General features: G+C 67.9%; 15 protein-coding genes. 13 read left to right on the forward strand and 2 right to left on the reverse strand.

Annotated elements, in window-relative coordinates; all coding sequences use genetic code 11:
- Window positions 1–8: 8 nt before the first annotated feature.
- From K7W41_RS09075 to K7W41_RS09135, 13 genes are all read left to right on the forward strand, one after another.
- Window positions 9–503 (forward strand): hypothetical protein, encoded by a 495-nt coding sequence (locus K7W41_RS09075; protein ID WP_224607144.1) that lies wholly within the window; start codon window positions 9–11, stop codon window positions 501–503.
- Window positions 504–594: 91 nt separating this feature from the next.
- Entirely contained in the window at window positions 595–1,152 is a 558-nt protein-coding gene (locus tag K7W41_RS09080; protein ID WP_221090238.1) for a DUF4126 domain-containing protein, read from the forward strand.
- 246 nt (window positions 1,153–1,398) lie between these two features.
- The gene (locus K7W41_RS09085; protein WP_221090239.1) at window positions 1,399–1,770 is read left to right on the forward strand and encodes a P-II family nitrogen regulator; all 372 of its coding nucleotides are present in this window, start codon (window positions 1,399–1,401) and stop codon (window positions 1,768–1,770) included.
- Window positions 1,771–1,791: 21 nt separating this feature from the next.
- Window positions 1,792–3,093 (forward strand): ammonium transporter, encoded by a 1,302-nt coding sequence (locus K7W41_RS09090; protein WP_224607147.1) that lies wholly within the window; start codon window positions 1,792–1,794, stop codon window positions 3,091–3,093.
- Between the two features lie 439 nt (window positions 3,094–3,532).
- Window positions 3,533–3,850: a V-type ATPase subunit subunit G family protein gene (locus tag K7W41_RS09095; protein WP_224607150.1), complete on the forward strand. Its 318-nt coding sequence runs from the start codon at window positions 3,533–3,535 to the stop codon at window positions 3,848–3,850.
- A complete protein-coding gene (locus K7W41_RS09100) occupies window positions 3,847–5,892 on the forward strand; it encodes a V-type ATP synthase subunit I (protein ID WP_224607153.1) in 2,046 nt (681 codons plus the stop codon). Before K7W41_RS09095 ends, K7W41_RS09100 begins: the two co-directional genes overlap by 4 nt.
- Window positions 5,893–5,908: 16 nt before the next feature.
- Entirely contained in the window at window positions 5,909–6,229 is a 321-nt protein-coding gene (locus tag K7W41_RS09105; protein ID WP_224573293.1) for a V-type ATP synthase subunit K, read from the forward strand.
- 7 nt (window positions 6,230–6,236) lie between these two features.
- Window positions 6,237–6,809, forward strand: a complete 573-nt coding sequence (locus tag K7W41_RS09110; RefSeq protein WP_224607156.1) for a V-type ATP synthase subunit E — start codon at window positions 6,237–6,239, stop codon at window positions 6,807–6,809.
- Between the two features lie 12 nt (window positions 6,810–6,821).
- Window positions 6,822–7,802, forward strand: coding sequence for a V-type ATPase subunit (locus K7W41_RS09115; protein ID WP_224607159.1), 981 nt, complete (start codon window positions 6,822–6,824; stop codon window positions 7,800–7,802).
- Window positions 7,795–8,121: a V-type ATP synthase subunit F gene (locus tag K7W41_RS09120; protein WP_224607161.1), complete on the forward strand. Its 327-nt coding sequence runs from the start codon at window positions 7,795–7,797 to the stop codon at window positions 8,119–8,121. Before K7W41_RS09115 ends, K7W41_RS09120 begins: the two co-directional genes overlap by 8 nt.
- A 114-nt stretch (window positions 8,122–8,235) precedes the next feature.
- Window positions 8,236–9,984, forward strand: a complete 1,749-nt coding sequence (locus K7W41_RS09125) for a V-type ATP synthase subunit A (RefSeq protein ID WP_224607163.1) — start codon at window positions 8,236–8,238, stop codon at window positions 9,982–9,984.
- On the forward strand, window positions 9,981–11,390 hold the full coding sequence (locus tag K7W41_RS09130) for a V-type ATP synthase subunit B (protein ID WP_224607165.1): 1,410 nt from the start codon (window positions 9,981–9,983) through the stop codon (window positions 11,388–11,390). Before K7W41_RS09125 ends, K7W41_RS09130 begins: the two co-directional genes overlap by 4 nt.
- 93 nt (window positions 11,391–11,483) lie before the next feature.
- Window positions 11,484–12,158 (forward strand): V-type ATP synthase subunit D, encoded by a 675-nt coding sequence (locus K7W41_RS09135; protein ID WP_224607167.1) that lies wholly within the window; start codon window positions 11,484–11,486, stop codon window positions 12,156–12,158.
- A gap of 680 nt (window positions 12,159–12,838) precedes the next feature.
- Here K7W41_RS09135 and K7W41_RS09140 read toward each other — a convergent pair.
- Together K7W41_RS09140 and K7W41_RS09145 are read right to left on the reverse strand one after the other, a co-directional pair.
- The gene (locus tag K7W41_RS09140) at window positions 12,839–13,552 is read right to left on the reverse strand and encodes an ABC transporter ATP-binding protein (RefSeq protein ID WP_224607169.1); all 714 of its coding nucleotides are present in this window, start codon (window positions 13,550–13,552) and stop codon (window positions 12,839–12,841) included.
- The gene (locus K7W41_RS09145) at window positions 13,553–15,673 is read right to left on the reverse strand and encodes a hypothetical protein (protein ID WP_224607170.1); all 2,121 of its coding nucleotides are present in this window, start codon (window positions 15,671–15,673) and stop codon (window positions 13,553–13,555) included.
- Window positions 15,674–15,696: the final 23 nt, after the last annotated feature.

The raw sequence follows: 15,696 nt of genomic DNA on the forward strand, positions 1-15,696 counted from the left end.
GGACCAGTATGGGCCCGGAATCCGACCAAACCACAGCCTGTATCTCTGTCTTTCAGTATCTCGAGCCACTGGACGCGTTCGTGCCCGCGCCGTTGTATCGGGCTGTCGCGCAGGACCTGGGACTCGTGGAGTGGAACGCCGTGGTGTGGATCGGCCGGTTCTTCCTGCTGGACAACGACTTTGGGGAACACTGGTTTGACGGCGCAGACCTCCCGGACGAGTTGCGGGAAGTGGCGCGGGGCATGGGCATTGATCCCGATGAGGTCCTGATCCTGCGGCCCGAGGTCTTTCAGAATGGCCGGGATGGACCGCAGCATACTGACGCGGCCCGCAAGCGCTTCTGGACGGACGTGCTTTGCTCGCTCTGTCTGAGCCTTGACACCCTCGCTGACGAAGCACGGCTGATCAACGAGATCAATCGGGTGCGTTTTCCTGAGGACTTTCGGCCAGATCTGGAGGAACGGCTCAATCACTGGCGGGCCCGTCTGCTGGCTCCGCGCTGAGCCGCGTTCGTTGGGCCGCACACAACCCACAAGGTTCCCGCAACGGGCCGGCCCTGGCAACGGGGCTGGCCCGGCGCGCGTAATGGGCGGTATGGAACTGCTCTCGGGGCTGCTGTCCTCGCTGGGCCTGTCGGGGGCGGCGGGCCTGAACGCCTATATTCCGCTGCTGCTGGTGGGGCTGCTGGACCGCTTTGGGGTCCTGAATCTGAATGCGCCCTACGACCTGCTCTCGAACCCCTGGGTGCTGCTGGGCATTGGGGTGCTGGGCGCGCTGGACTTTGTGGGCGACAAGATTCCCGGCGTGGATCACGCGCTGCACCTGCTGGGCGGCGTGGTGAACACGGCGGCGGGCGCCATTCTGTTTGCCGCCCAGACCGGCGTGGCCGACATTCCCCCGGCTCTCAGCCTCGCGCTGGGCGTGCTGGTGGCGGGCGGGGTCCACGCCACCCGCACCGCCGCGCGCCCCGTGGCCACCGCCACCACGGCTGGCCTGGGCAATCCGGTGGTCAGCGGCCTGGAGGACGCCACCAGCCTCCTCATGAGTGTGCTGGCGGTGTTCGTGCCCCTGCTGGCGGTGCTGCTGCTGGCCGCGCTGGTGGTGGTGGCCTACCGCTTCTGGACCCGCTGGCGAACACGCCGCTTGATCTGAACCAGCCAGAGGCGAGAAAGGGGAGGGGAGAGGTCCAAGGGGCCTCTCCTTTCCTGTGGGCTGCGGAGGCACCAGCGCGCACAGCTAGGGGCACCCATCGGCCTTTCCCTCTTCCTATTTCTGCAATCCGTTCTAGAAATTTTGTACAAATGTCCAGACTAATCCTGACATCTTGCGCAAATATTTCTAAGCTGGGGGTATGCAGGGATGCGAACGCTGCAAATTGGCATGGGAAAAGGAGACGCCATGAAATTGGTCACGGCAGTCGTGCGCCCAGAACGGGTGCAGCAGGTCAAAGAGGCGCTGTTTCAGGCGGGCATCAGCGGGATCACGCTCTCGCGGGTCAGCGGCCACGGCGGCGAACAGGAGATCGTGGAGCACTACCGGGGCACCCGCGTCATGGTGGAGTTCCGCGACAAGGTGGAAATCCGCATGGCCCTCAGCGAGCCCTTCGTGCAGGTGGCCATTGACGCGATCTGCAAGGGCGCGCGCACCGGCGAGGTGGGCGACGGCAAGATCTTCGTGCAGCCGCTGGAACAGGTGTACCGCATCCGCACCGGCGAGCGGGACAACGCCGCCCTGACCCCCGTCACCGAAACCAAGCTCACGCCCGTTTAAAGGGCATTAGGAGGACATGCCATGCTCAAGACCCTCTTGCCCTTGACCGTGCTGCTGGGCACCAGCGCCCTGGCCCAGACTGGGGCCCCCAAGCTGGACACCGGCGACACCGCCTGGATGCTGGTGGCCTCGGCCTTGGTGCTGCTGATGACCCCGGGTCTGGCCTTTTTTTACGGCGGCCTCAGCCGCACCCAAAGCGTGCTGAACACCATGATGATGAGCGTGGTGTCCATTGGCCTCGTGGCCGTGCTGTGGCTGCTGCTGGGCTACTCGCTGGCCTTTGGTGAGGGCGGCAACGCCCTGGTGGGCTCGCTGGTGCACGTGGGCCTGGATGGTCTGGCCGGCGGCCTCACCGGCACCATTCCCACCTATGTCTTTGCGGCTTTTCAGGCCATGTTCGCCATCATCGCCGTGGCCCTGATCAGCGGGGCGGTCATTGAGCGCATGCGTTTTGGCGCCTTTGTGATGTTCGGGGCGCTGTGGAGCCTGCTGATTTACGCGCCGCTGGCCCACTGGGTCTGGAGCGCCGACGGCTGGCTGTTCAAGCTGGGCGCGCTGGATTTCGCAGGTGGCACCGTGATTCACATTGCGGCCGGGGTCAGTGGCCTGGTGGCCGCCGCCGTGCTGGGCGCCCGCCTGGGCTTCCCCCGCACCGCCCATGTACCGCACAACGTGCCGTTCGTGCTGCTGGGCGCTGGCCTGCTGTGGTTCGGCTGGATGGGCTTTAATGCCGGTTCGGCGCTGGCTGCCAACCAGACGGCCGCCCTGGCCTTCATCACCACCCTGATCGCCCCCGCCGCCGCCATGCTGACCTGGCTGGGCCTGGAAAGCGTGCGCACTGGCAAGCCCACCGCCGTGGGCGCCGCCACCGGCCTGGTGGTGGGTCTGGTGGCCATTACCCCCGCCTGCGCGTTTGTCAGCCCTGCCGCCTCGGTCCTGGTGGGCGCGCTGGGCGCCGCCGCCAGCTTTGCCACCGTGCAGTTCAAGACCCGCCTGAAGGCCGACGACGCCCTGGACGTCTTTGCCTGCCACGGGGTGGCCGGCATCGTGGGCGCGCTGCTCACCGGGGCCCTGGCCTGGACCACCGGCAGCGGCAAGCCCGTGGGCGAGCAGCTGGTCATTCAACTCGTGGGCGTGCTGGCGTCGGTGGCCTACACCGCGCTGGGTTCGTACGTGCTGCTGCGCATCGTGGGGCTGTTCATGCCGCTGCGGGTGCCCGTCAGCCAGGAAGTCGCCGGCATGGACGTCAGTGCCCACAGCGAGCAGGGCTACGCCGACAACGAAACCGGCCTGGGCGCCCCCGTCTTCGTGGGCGGCGACTGAGGGAAGGCGGGCAGCGCGGCCGGCTCACCCCAGTCGCGCCCCCACCTGCTGACCGTCGAGAGGTCGAGCCGTCCAGGGGTCGAGCCACCTGCTTCATCTGTCTCCACCCTCTCGACCCTTCGACGCCTCGACAACTCGACGCCTCGACCTGCCTTTCCCGCCTCCCGCGCCCCGCCCCCCGCCTCCCCTTACCCCCCCACGTCCGCTGGCGCCCTGACCGCATCCCCAGGGCGCCAGCCCTGTGCTCTGATTCGGCGTTCAGGGACGCTTGACCTGTCGGGGGGCTTCGGGGGCTGTGTTACGATAGGCCCTGAGTCTGACACAACGGTTACCAGGGTCGGGCCACCGAAAAACTCACCGCACCCCCGCCACACCCCATGACGTTCATGGGGCGCTTGACCGGGGTGCTTGAGTCACGAAGGGAAAGGAGGAGTGAGTTTTGGACGTCTCAAGTCGAGTCTTAAGTGAACTGGCCAGCCGTGAGGCGGCGCTGGACGCGCAGATTGAAGCCGCTCGCGCGCAGGCGCAGCAGGCCGTCGCCGCGGCCGAGGCACAGGCGGCAAGCATCCTGCGAGACGCAGACGCTCAGGTCAAGGCCATGCAGGCCGAGCACGAGCAGAAGCTGTCCGCCGAGATGCAGGCGATCCGCGACACGGCGCGCGCCCAGGCCCAGTCCGACGCCGCGCAGACCCGCGCGCGCGCTGAGAGCAAGCTGGCGCAGGCGGTGGACACGATCATGAGGGCGGTGCTTCCGTGATCAACCCCATGCAGCAGGTGGTGGTCGCCGGCCGTCAGAGTGACAGCCGCGCGGTCATGCAAGCCCTGCAACAGGCGGGCGTGCTGCATATCGTGCCCCTGGAAGCCCAGGGCTTTCAGAGTGGCCCCCTGTCCGGGCAGGCCGCCGAGGAACGGCGCGACACCGAGCGCCTGCTGGCGCGCGTCGAAAGCACCCTGGGTGAACTGGACGCCACGCGCGTGACCCGCGCCGCGCTGCCTGCCGAAAGCGAGTGGAGCGCCCTGATTGAGCAGGCCGCCGGGCCAGCCTCGGCCCTGATCGAGCGCGAAACCGACCTGCGCGCCGATCTGGACACCCAGCGCAGCTACGGCGAGGTCGTCTCGGCCCTGGCGCGCGCCGCCGGCGGCCTGGACCGCAGCCAGCGCGTGGCCCTGCTGCCGCTGACGGTGGAAAGCGCGGCCGAACTGCAAGCCGCCCAGAGCGCCCTGGAAGCCGAGCTGCCGGGCCGCTTTGCCATGGGCACCGAGCGGGTGGGCGAGCGCCTGACCGCCGTGGTCGTGGCGGTGCTGCGCGCCGAGCGTGACCGCGCCCGCGTGGCGCTGGGCAAGGCCCGCCTGGGCGAACTGCGCCTGCCGGGCCGCTTTGAGCGCCTGCCGCTGTCCGAAGTGGCCGCCGCCTTTGAGCAGGTGGCGCGCACCGCGCCGCAGGCCCTGGAACAGGTGGAGGCCGAGAAGCGCACCCTGGCCGCCCAGCATGGGTCCACGCTGGCGGCCATCCGCGACGCGCTGGCCGACCGCGTGGGCATTGACGACGCCCGCGCCCAGACCGCGCGCGGCAAGTACGGCTTCGTGCTGCAGGGCTTCGTGCCCGCCGACCGCGTGGCCGACCTGCAGGCGGCCCTGGCCCCCTACAAGCAGAGCGCCACCTTCGAGCTGCACCCCGTGGACCCGCACCACGGCGACGGGGTGCCGGTGCAGCTGAAAAACAGCAGCTACACCGAGAACTTCGAGTTCATGCTCAATATCTCGGACCCGCCCAAGTACGGCACCTTTGACCCCTCGTGGGTGGTGGCGTGGTTCTTCCCGCTGTTCTTCGGCTTTATCGTCGCGGACATCGGCTTTGGCCTGGTGTTCCTGATCGCCGCGCTGTGGGGCCTGGGCAAGGCCCGCCGGGGCCAGAGTCTGCCGATTGGCCTGCTGGGCATTACCCTGGACCCCGCGACCCTCAAGCGCGTGGGTGTGGTGCTGCGCACCATGAGCCTCTGGGCGATTGCCTGGGGCGTGGCCACCGGCGAATTCTTCGGCAACATCCTGGAAAAGCTGCACGTGTTCTTCTACGACCCCGCGCTGATTCAGCGGGTCTGGGGCGTGCAGTTCAGCGCCAACACCCTGGAGCACCTGAAAGAAGAGGGCCACCTCAAGGGCCTGATTCCCATCATCTTCCCGCGCGTGCTGTCGGAATTCTCCAACACCATCATGCTGATCTGCATTGCGGTGGGCGTGATCTTCATGCTCTGGAGCTGGGCGCTGAAGGCGCAGCTGACCTGGAAGCACAAGCACATGCACCACTTCTGGGAAGCGGTGGGCATGCTGGGCGGCCTGGTCGGCCTGATTCTGCTGGCCTATGTCTCCAAGGCGGGCCAGAACTTCGGCGCGCTGGGCAACTTCGGCAACCCGCTGGTGCTGGTCATGCTGCTGGGCTTCGTGGTCTTTGTTATCGGCCTGATCGCCTCCAAGACCCCGCTGATGCTTATTGAGCTGCTGTCCAACGGTGGCAACATCATCTCCTTTACCCGTCTGTTCGCTGTGGGCGTGGCCGCCGCCATTCTGGCCAACCTCGCCACCGATGTCGGCTGGGGCCTGGGCGGCGTGCTGCCGGTCATCGGGCCGCTGCTGGGCATCGTGGTCGGCCTGATCGTTCACACCTTCCTGTTCGTCCTGACCATCCTGGGCCACATCATGCAGCCCATCCGTCTGGTCTGGGTCGAGTACCTCAATCCCACCGGCTTCTACCAGGAAACCGGCGTTCGCTACTCGCCCTTCGCCCCCGCTGCCCGTAAGTAAATTCCGGAGGAATCACATGAAAAACACCGCATTTGCCGCCGCCAAGTACCTGCCCGCCCTGACCGCCATGACCCTCTTCGGTTCCGCCTTTGCCCAGGAAGCGGCGGCTGGCGGCGACGCCGGCGCCACCGCAGCGGGCCTCAAGGCCATCGGCGCGGGCCTCGCGCTGGGTCTGGGCGCCGTGGGCACCGGTCTGGCACAGGGCCCCATCGGCGCGGCGGCGGCTGGCGTCGTGGCCGAGCGTCCCGAGAAGTTCGGTCAGATGGCCATCTGGTTCTTCATCCCCGAAACCCTGGTGATCTTCGGCTTCGTGGGCTTCTTCCTGCTGCGCGGTTAAGGTCACCATGAGCCTAGGCGACATTCTCGAAACCGAAATTCAGGGCGAAGTCGCGCGCATTCGCGCCGAGGGGCAGGCCCGTGCGGAGCAGATCGTGGCCCAGGCGCAAGAACGCGCCCGCACCCTGATCGACAGCCGCCAGCGCGCCCTGCAGGCCGACTACGCCGCCGGGCTGACCCGCGCGCGCAGCGCGGCCGATCTGGACGCCAACGCCCAGCGCCTGTCGGCGGGCGACACCCTGCAGGTGCAGGCCTTCCAGGCCGCCGAACAGACCCTGCACGAGGTCACGACCGTTCCGGAATACACCCAGATTCTGGTGCGCCTGATTGACGAGGGCCTGCAGGCCCTGCCGAACGCCGAAGTGGTGGAAGCCGCCAGCGCCGAGCACGGCGCCGTGCATCAGGCGCTGGCCCAGCTGGGCCGCACCCTGCAGGTGCGCGCCAACGAACAGGTCAAGACGGGCGTGCGTCTGGTGGGCCCAGGCGGCAAGACCAGCGTGCAGAACACCCTGCTGGGTCGTCTGCAGGCCGGCCGCGCCGACCTCAGCGCCCAGGTGTCGCGCCTGCTTGCCGAAAGCTAAGGGGGGCTACGCGTGAACAACCCCTACGGGTACATCAACGGCCGCGTGCGCATGATGCGCACCGCCCTGGTCGAGGCGCGGGCACTGGACGAAGCCGCCAGCACCGTGAACTACCAGGAATTCCTGCGGCAGATCAGTGAAACGCCGCTGCGCGAGGACCTGGGCGACGCCACCGCCCAGGGCGCGGGCCTGGGCCAGCTGGACGAGGCCCTGAGCCGCAACTACCTGCGGTCCGTGGCGCACCTGCGCTCGATTGCCACCGGGCAACCCGCCCGCGAAATCGAGGCCCTGCTGCTGCGCTACGACCTGCAAAACGTCAAGACGCTGGTGCGCGGCGTGCTCACGGGCCGCCCGGCCGACGACATTGTGGCGGGCCTGATTCCGGCAGGCACCATGCCCTGGCCTGTGCTGCAAGGCGCGGCCCAGAGCGCGGACGTGCCCAGCCTGGCCCAGACCCTCTCGGTGGCGGGCGGCAAGATTGGTCAGATTCTGCGCGCGGCGGTGGCGGGCGGGGCCAGCAGCCTGCTGGACCTGGAAGTGGCCCTGGACCAGGGGTACTACCGCGCGGTGCTGGCCGGCGTGCGCGGCACCAACGTGCGGCGCTACTTCACCCGCGAAATTGACATTCGCAACCTGCTGATCGCCCGGCAGCTGCGCGGCAGCGCCCCCAACGCCCGGTACTTCATTCCGGGCGGGCGGGACGTCACCGAAAGCGACTTCCTGCGCATTGCGGGCGGCGACAACAGCGTGGGCAGCCCCGAGCTGCAGGCGATTGCCGAAGCCGCCGACCTGGGCACGGCCGAAGCCATTGCCCGGCGCACCCTGGACCAGGCCAGCCGCAACGTGGCGATGGCCGACGCCCTGGGCCCCGGCGTGGCGCTGGACTACCTGCGCCGCAAGGAGCAAGAAATTGCCCGCATGCGCCTGATTGGCCGCGCCAAGTACTACGGCCTGAGCAAGGAAGAGCTGGCCAAGGAGCTGCAAGGTGAGTAAAGTCGTCGTGCTGACCGACCACGAAACCGCCACGGGCTTTCGCCTGGCCGGCGCCGAGGTGGTGGACACCACCCCCGAGGCGGCCCAGCGCGAGCTGGAACGCCTGATCACGGAAGGCGACTACGGTCTGGTGGCCGTGGACACCGGCCTGATTCCCGATCCGCAGGCCGCCACGGCCCGCGTGATGCGTGGCCGCGACCTGCCGATCCTGCTGCCCATTCCCAGCCTCAAAGACGCTTTTAACCCGAACACTGTGGACGCCAAGGCCTACATGGGCAAACTGGTGCGCGACACGATTGGGTTCGATATCAAACTGTGAGGCGTTGATGGTTGATGGAAGAAGGTTAATGGTAAAAAACAGGCTCCAGCAAAGGCTTTCGTCTGTTCCATTGACCGCCAACCATCAACCATCACCCTCTCCGAAGGAGACACAATGACGCAACAGCAAAAGGGCGTCGTGCAGAGCATCGCCGGGCCGGCTGTGATTGCAGACGGCATGTACGGTGCCAAGATGTACGACATCGTGCGCGTGGGCAAGGAGCGCCTCGTGGGCGAGATCATTCGCCTCGACGGCAACACCGCCTTCGTGCAGGTGTACGAAGACACCTCGGGCCTCACCGTGGGCGAGCCGGTGGAAACCACGGGCCTGCCCCTCAGCGTGGAACTGGGGCCGGGGATGCTCAACGGCATCTACGACGGCATTCAGCGCCCGCTCGACAAGATCCGCGAAGCCTCGGGCGACTTTATCGCGCGCGGCATCGAAGTGAGCAGCCTCAACCGCACCCAGAAGTGGGCCTTTACGCCCAGCGTGCAGGCCGGCGACAGCGTCCAGGGCGGCACCATCCTGGGCACGGTGCCCGAGTTCTCCTTTACCCACAAGATCCTGACGCCCCCCGACAAGGCGGGCAAGCTGCGCATGGTCGTGCCGGCCGGTGAATACACCATCGACGACACCATCGCGGAACTGGAAGACGGCACCAAGCTGCGCCTGGCCCACTACTGGCCGGTGCGCGCGCCCCGTCCCGTCACCAAGAAGCTGGACCCCAGCCTGCCGTTCCTCACCGGGATGCGCATTCTGGATGTGCTGTTCCCCCTGGTCATGGGCGGCGCCGCCGCGATCCCGGGCCCCTTCGGTTCGGGCAAGACCGTGACCCAGCAGTCGGTGGCCAAGTACGGCAACGCCGACATCGTGGTGTACGTGGGCTGCGGCGAGCGCGGCAACGAGATGACCGACGTGCTGGTGGAATTCCCCGAACTGGAAGACCCCAAGACCGGCGGGCCCCTCATGCACCGCACCATCCTGATCGCCAACACCTCGAACATGCCCGTGGCCGCCCGTGAAGCGAGCGTGTACACCGGCATCACGCTGGCCGAGTACTTCCGCGACCAGGGCTACTCCGTGTCCCTGATGGCCGACTCCACCAGCCGCTGGGCCGAGGCGCTGCGCGAGATTTCTTCCCGCCTGGAAGAAATGCCCGCCGAAGAAGGCTACCCGCCCTACCTGGGCGCCAAGCTGGCGGCCTTCTACGAGCGCGCCGGGGCCGTCAAGACCCTGGCCGGCGAAGACGGCGCGGTGTCCGTGATCGGCGCCGTGAGCCCGGCGGGCGGTGACATGTCCGAGCCCGTGACCCAGGCCACCCTGCGTATCACCGGCGCCTTCTGGCGTCTGGATGCCGGCCTCGCGCGCCGCCGCCACTTCCCGGCGATCAACTGGAACGGCTCCTACAGCCTGTTCACGCCGATCCTGGACAAGTGGTACCGCGAGAACGTGGGCCAGGACTTCCCCGAACTGCGCCAGCGCATCGGCAACCTGCTGCAGCAGGAAGCCTCCCTCCAGGAAGTGGTGCAGCTGGTGGGCCCCGACGCCCTGCAGGACAACGAACGTCTGATCATCGAGACGGGCCGCATGCTGAGGCAGGACTTCCTGCAGCAGAACGGCTTTGACCCGGTGGACGCCTCGGCCTCCATGCCCAAGAACTACGGCCTGATGAAGATGTTCCTGAAGTTCTACGACGAGGCCGACGCCGCCCTGAAAAACGGCGCGACCATCGACGAGATCATCCAGAACCCTGTCATCGAGAAGCTGGCCCGCGCCCGCTACACCCCGGAAAGCGAGTTCATCGCCTACGGTGAGGGCGTGATGGACGAGCTGCACACCACCTTCAAGGGAGTGAAAGCGTGACCCTTCTTCAGAAGGAATACAACGACGTCGCGTACATCTCCGGTCCGCTGCTGTTCGTGAACGCGGCCTCGGACCTCGCGTACGGCGCCATCGTGAACATCAAGGACGCCTCCGGGCGCACGCGCGGCGGTCAGGTTATCTCGGTGACCGACCAGAACGCCGTGATTCAGGTGTTCGAAGAGACCCGTGGCCTGGACCTCGCCACCGCCAGCGTGAGCCTCGTGGAAGACGTGGCCCGCCTGGGCGTGAGCAAGGAAATGATCGGCCGCCGCTTTGATGGCCTGGGCCGCCCCATTGACGGCCTGCCCGCCGTGGTGGCCGAAAAGCGCCTGAGCATCAACGGTCAGGCGATGAACCCCGCCGCGCGCGCCAAGCCCGAAGAGTTCATTCAGACTGGCATCTCCACCATTGACGTGCAGACCAGCCTGATTCGTGGCCAGAAGCTGCCGATCTTCTCGGGCTCGGGTCTGCCGCACAACGAACTGGCCGCCCAGATCGCCCGCCAGGCCAAGGTGCCCGGCCACGAAGGCGACTTCGCCGTGGTGTTCGCCGCGATGGGCCTGACCCAGCGCGAAGTGAGCTTCTTCACCCAGGAGTTCGAGCGCACGGGCGCGCTGGCCCGCTCGGTGCTGTTCCTGAACAAGGCCGACGACCCCGCCGTGGAGCGTCTGCTGACCCCCCGCATGGCCCTGACCACCGCCGAGTACCTGGCGTTCGAGCACGGCTACCACGTGCTGGTGATCCTGACCGACCTGACGAACTACTGCGAGGCGCTGCGTGAAATCGGCGGCGCGCGTGAAGAGATCCCTGGCCGCCGTGGCTTCCCCGGCTACATGTACACCGACCTCGCGTCGCTGTACGAGCGCGCCGGCGTGGTGGACGGCAAGCCCGGCTCGGTCACCCAGGTGCCGATCCTCTCGATGCCCGACGACGACATCACCCACCCCATCCCCGACCTGACCGGTTACATCACCGAAGGCCAGATCGTGGTGGACCGCACCCTGAACTCCAAGGGTGTGTTCCCCCCGATCAACCCGCTGCCTTCCCTCAGCCGTCTGCAGGGCAACGGCATCGGCAAGGGCAAGACCCGCGCCGACCACAAGAACATCTCCGACCAGCTGTTCGCGGCCTACGCCAACGGCCTGGACCTGCGCAAGCTGGTGGCCATCACCGGTGAAGACGCGCTGACCGAGACCGACAAGCTGTACCTGCGCTTTGCCGATGACTTTGAAACCTACTTCATCGGCCAGGGCGACCAGGACCGCAGCATCGAAGACAGCCTGACCGTGGCCTGGGGCATTCTCTCCAAGCTGCCCCAGAGCCAGCTGACCCGTATCTCCAAAGACGCCATCGACAAGTACTACGGCACCAAGATGGACGAGATGTGGAAGGGCAACCGCATGTAAAACGTTGATGGATGATGGTTGAAAGGAGATAGAGAATATCCATCAACTTTTGACCATCACCCATCACCATTCACCGACGAAGGAGGTGAATTTATGGCAGGACAGATTAGCCCCACCCGCAGCGCGCTGCTGGCCAGCAAGGCCAGCCTGAAAACGGCCTCCGGCGGCGCCGACCTGCTCAAGCGCAAGCGCGACGCCCTGATCGGCGAGTTCTTTGCGCTGGTCAAGGACGCGCTCGCCGCCCGCGAGCAGCTGAGCGGTGTCAGCAAGGGCGCCTACACCAGCCTGTTCGGAGCCAAGGCCTGGGACAGCCCGGAAGCCGTGGAGAGCCTCAGCCTGGCGGGCAGCGGCGACTACGCCGTGAACATGCAGATTGAGAACCTGTACGGCGTGAAGGTGCCCCGCATCAGCGTGCCCGAGCGGGCGCAGGCCGCTGGCTTCAGCCCCATCAACGTGGGCGCGCGGACCATTCAGGCCGCCACCGACTTTGGCGGCGTGATGGAAGCCATCGTGAAGGTGGCCGCCACCGAAACGAAGCTGCGGCGCATCGGCGAGGAGATCAAAAAGACCTCGCGCCGCGTGAACGCACTGGAGCAGGTGGTCATTCCCGGGATCGAGGACGACATCCGCTTTATTCGCAGTGTGCTGGACCAGCGCGAGCGCGAAGCCAGCTACACCCAGAAAAAGATCAAGGCGAAGATCGAGGCGAAAGCCGAGCAGCAGCGCCAGAATGTTCAGGCCGGCAACCACGGCACCGCCGCCGACTGAAACCCAGCAAGATGAAAAGCGCCGCCCAGCACCATGGGCGGCGTTTTTTCGCGTGGCGGAGAGGGCTTCCGGCCCACTGCATTATGGATATGGATGACGCGAGGGTCTCGCCCTGGTAGCGCGCTGATCATAGCGGTCTTCCGTGGCGTTGAGGGGGTGCTTTTCTTCTCTCAACACCACGCCAGGCGCTCTCATAAGGATTCCGGCTCATCAGTTCTTCCCCAACGGATGAACCCGACCAGAGGGACTCGCAGAGCGGCGCAGCAGAGAAGGAAAAACGGGGACGGAGAGGCGTGGAGGTGCCGCAGCGACGCGGAGGGGCTGGAACGGATCAGCCGGAAGCCGTATCACCGCGCCGGTGTCCGTTCAACCTGTGAGCGAATCAGGAGGGCGCCGACTGGGTCACGCCTTGCCCGGTCACCGTTTTTCCCTGCTCGCGCTGCGCCGGGTGAACAGTGCCCGCACCTGTTCACCCGGAATCTGGATCAGCCAGTGGTACGGACAGTGTTCAAGCGTGGCGAGGGGGCCATGGAAGAAAGGTCGTCTGGCACGCCCCACTCGTTGCCCCCCACCCGACCTCTGCTGCGCAGCTCTACGAGTCCCCCACGAGGGGGGAGGGGAAAAACAGCGTGTTTGTCAGGCTCTCCTCTGTGAAATGCTGAAACTGTCCGAACCATTGATCAAACCAGCGCCTCCCCCACGGCGACAGGGGCCGCCACGGGCGCCTGGGCCAGCGGCTGCACCTGTCCGCCCTGCAGCGTGACCTGGTGCGAGGCGGCGCGGGCCGCTGCCGCGTCGTGGGTCACCATCACCAGGGTGCCGCCGTCCGCATGAAAAGCGGAGAGCAGCGCCAGAATTCGCTCGCGGTTCGCGGGGTCCAGGTTGCCGGTGGGCTCGTCGGCCAGCAACACCTGCGGACGCGGCGCCAGGGCGCGCGCCAGGGCCACGCGCTGCGCCTCCCCGCCCGAGAGCTCGGGTGGAAAATGCTGCAGCCGCTCCGCGAGCCCCACCTGTTCCAGCAGGTCGCAGGCGCGGGCGGCCCGGTCCCGGGCAGGCCAGCCCGCAATCTCCAGGGCCAGGGCCACATTGGCCTGCACACTCAGGTCGGGCACCAGCCGGAAGTTCTGAAACAAAAACCCCAGGGTGCGGGCGCGCAGCGCACTCTGGGCGCGGTCGCCCAGCTGGGAAGTGTCCTGTCCGTTCAGCAGGTAGGTGCCGCGCGTGGGCCGGTCCAGCAGCCCCAGAATGTTCAGCAGGGTTGATTTCCCAGAGCCCGAGGGCGCGCAGATCGCCGTGAAACTGCCGGCCTCGAAGGTCCAGCTGCAGCCGCTGAGAATGGGGATGTCGCGCTGGCCCAGCCGGTAGGCGTAGGTCACGTCATGAAGGGTCAACATTCAGGCCACCTCCCGGAACAGCCGGTCAATCGGAATCTTTGCCAAGCGGCGGCGGTGGGCCAGCAGCAGCGCGCCGCAGCCCACCAGCAGCGCCGCCAGGGTGCCCAGTGCCAGGGCCGCCCCCAGGGCCGCTTGGTCCCGCCGCAGCGCCAGCGCCAGCAGCGCCGTCGCCACACCGGTGCCCAGCACCACCCGCAGCAGGTCGGTGCCCAGCCGGCGCAGCACCCCCGCCGCCGGCAGGCCCAGCAGCCGCCAGATGCTGACCTCCTCGGCCCGCTGCGTGAGCACCAGCTGCAGCGCGGCGTGGTAGCTGAAGCCCGCCAGCACCCAGCCCACCCCCAGCGCCCCCAGCAGCCACAGCACCGAGGCGCGCGTGCCCGCCGCCACCTGCGCCGCATAGGCGGCGGGCTGGTACAGCTCCAGATCATCCAGCTCGGCCCTGTGGGCCTGGACCTGCGCGCGCTGGGCATCGCTCAGGCGCGGCATCACCAGGGCGCTGGCCCCCAGCGGCGACAAAAAGACCGATTGGCCTCGGTTCAGGGTATCGAGCCCGGGCGCGCCCACCGGCACATACACGGCCATGTCGTAAAAGCGGTAGCCGCCAAAGAGGGTCACGCTCTCGTGTGAGGGCAGGTCCACAATGCCCACCACCTCAAAGCCCGCGTCCAGACGGCGCCCCACGCCAAAGTCCGCGCCCACCTGCTGCAGCGCGGTGAAGGCGGCGCGGCTTAGCACCACCTCGCGCTGTCCGGGCCGGGGCAGCCGCCCCTGCACCGCGCGCACCCCCAGCGCCGCCGCGTCGCGGGGGTCAAACTGCCCCACCCCTGCAAAAGCCGCCTCCTGGGCCTGCGCAAAGCTGGGCGGCCACAGGTACAGGTCGCTCCACCCCACCGCGAGGCAGGGCACCTGGGCCGGGCAGCGCGTGGGGGCGGGCACCTGCGCCGCGTTCGGCAGGGTGATCGCCACCAGGGTGTTGGCGCCAATGTCGCGCACCACCGCGGCCTGCTGCTGCCACAACTGCAGCGCCCGCGTGCCCAGCAGCGGCACCCCCAGCACCAGGGCGCCGGTCAGCAGGGCAGGTGCCGCCCACAGCGTGACCCCGGAGCGGCGCAGGCGGGCGCGGCCCAGCGGCACCCGCTGCAGGCGCAGCCCCAGCAGCACACTGCCCAGGACGGCTGTCAGCAGCACCAGCCCCCACAGCGGCGCTGCCTGTGCCCAGGGCACTGGCAACTGGCCCAGGGCCCCCTGCGCCCCCGCCAGCAGTGCGGCGCCCAGCACCCCCCAGCCCCAGGCGTTCAGGCTCAGGCGCAGCCAGCGGCCAAAAAAAGCCTGCTGTGAGCGGCCCAGCATGCGCTCGATGCGCAGGCGTTCGCGCTGGGCAAACCAGACCCCGGCGAGGTGAATCAGCAGGCCCGCCAGCAGCAGCAGCAGCAGCCACGTCACGGTCAGGCGCTGCAGCCGCACGCGGGCGTCGTCCACGTAGCGGGTGGCGCGCCCCAGATACTCGGGGAGGGGCAGCGCCGCGTACGCGGTGCCAAACGCCTGGGCGGCCTGGGCGGTCCACCACTCGGTTTGCCCCAGGCGTGCAGGCACCACCAGCGTGGGCAGCGCCTGGGGGCGCAGGGTGCGCAGCTCCACCACCTGCACCACCGCCGCGTCGCCCAACACGGCCGGCAGCCAGCGCAGACTGACCACGCCCTGCACCCGCTGCGCGCCGCGCAGCACTTGGCCCACCCGGTAGGGCCCACCTTCCAGGGCCAGCACGCCCTGGCCCGTGCCCGAACCGGCCACCAGTGGGGTCACCCCCCAGCGCAGCAGCGACGCGGACAGGCGCAGGGTGGGCTGCTCGCCGGCCAGGACCTGCGGCGCGGCCCAGAAGCCCAGGTTCCCGGCCGCGTCCAGCCGGGCCAGCGCGGCGCGCGCCGCTTGCCGCTGCGCGCGGGTGGCGGGCGGGACCATGCCCTGCGGCGAGAGCACCACCAGCCCAGTGGGGAAGTCAGGTTGGCGCTCCAGTGCCAATTGCGCCCGGAGCGGCGAAGCCAGCAGGTTGGTGATCAGCAGCAGCAGGCCGCCGATCAAGAGGTGGCTCAGCCAGAAGAGCACAGAGGATTGATGTCGCATAGAGGAGGCTCCTTTGACTTACC

The organism is Deinococcus multiflagellatus, from assembly GCF_020166415.1.
Lineage (GTDB): Bacteria > Deinococcota > Deinococci > Deinococcales > Deinococcaceae > Deinococcus > Deinococcus multiflagellatus.

Excerpts from the sequence above, each read along its gene's own strand:
- K7W41_RS09075 (WP_224607144.1), top strand. The coding sequence starts at position 9 with ATGGGCCCGGAATCCGACCAAACCACAGCCTGTATCTCTGTCTTTCAG.
- K7W41_RS09080 (WP_221090238.1), top strand. The coding sequence starts at position 595 with ATGGAACTGCTCTCGGGGCTGCTGTCCTCGCTGGGCCTGTCGGGGGCG.
- K7W41_RS09085 (WP_221090239.1), top strand. The coding sequence starts at position 1,399 with ATGAAATTGGTCACGGCAGTCGTGCGCCCAGAACGGGTGCAGCAGGTC.
- K7W41_RS09090 (WP_224607147.1), top strand. The coding sequence starts at position 1,792 with ATGCTCAAGACCCTCTTGCCCTTGACCGTGCTGCTGGGCACCAGCGCC.
- K7W41_RS09105 (WP_224573293.1), top strand. The coding sequence starts at position 5,909 with ATGAAAAACACCGCATTTGCCGCCGCCAAGTACCTGCCCGCCCTGACC.
- K7W41_RS09110 (WP_224607156.1), top strand. The coding sequence starts at position 6,237 with ATGAGCCTAGGCGACATTCTCGAAACCGAAATTCAGGGCGAAGTCGCG.
- K7W41_RS09125 (WP_224607163.1), top strand. The coding sequence starts at position 8,236 with ATGACGCAACAGCAAAAGGGCGTCGTGCAGAGCATCGCCGGGCCGGCT.
- K7W41_RS09135 (WP_224607167.1), top strand. The coding sequence starts at position 11,484 with ATGGCAGGACAGATTAGCCCCACCCGCAGCGCGCTGCTGGCCAGCAAG.
- K7W41_RS09140 (WP_224607169.1), bottom strand. The coding sequence starts at position 13,552 with ATGTTGACCCTTCATGACGTGACCTACGCCTACCGGCTGGGCCAGCGC.
- K7W41_RS09145 (WP_224607170.1), bottom strand. The coding sequence starts at position 15,673 with ATGCGACATCAATCCTCTGTGCTCTTCTGGCTGAGCCACCTCTTGATC.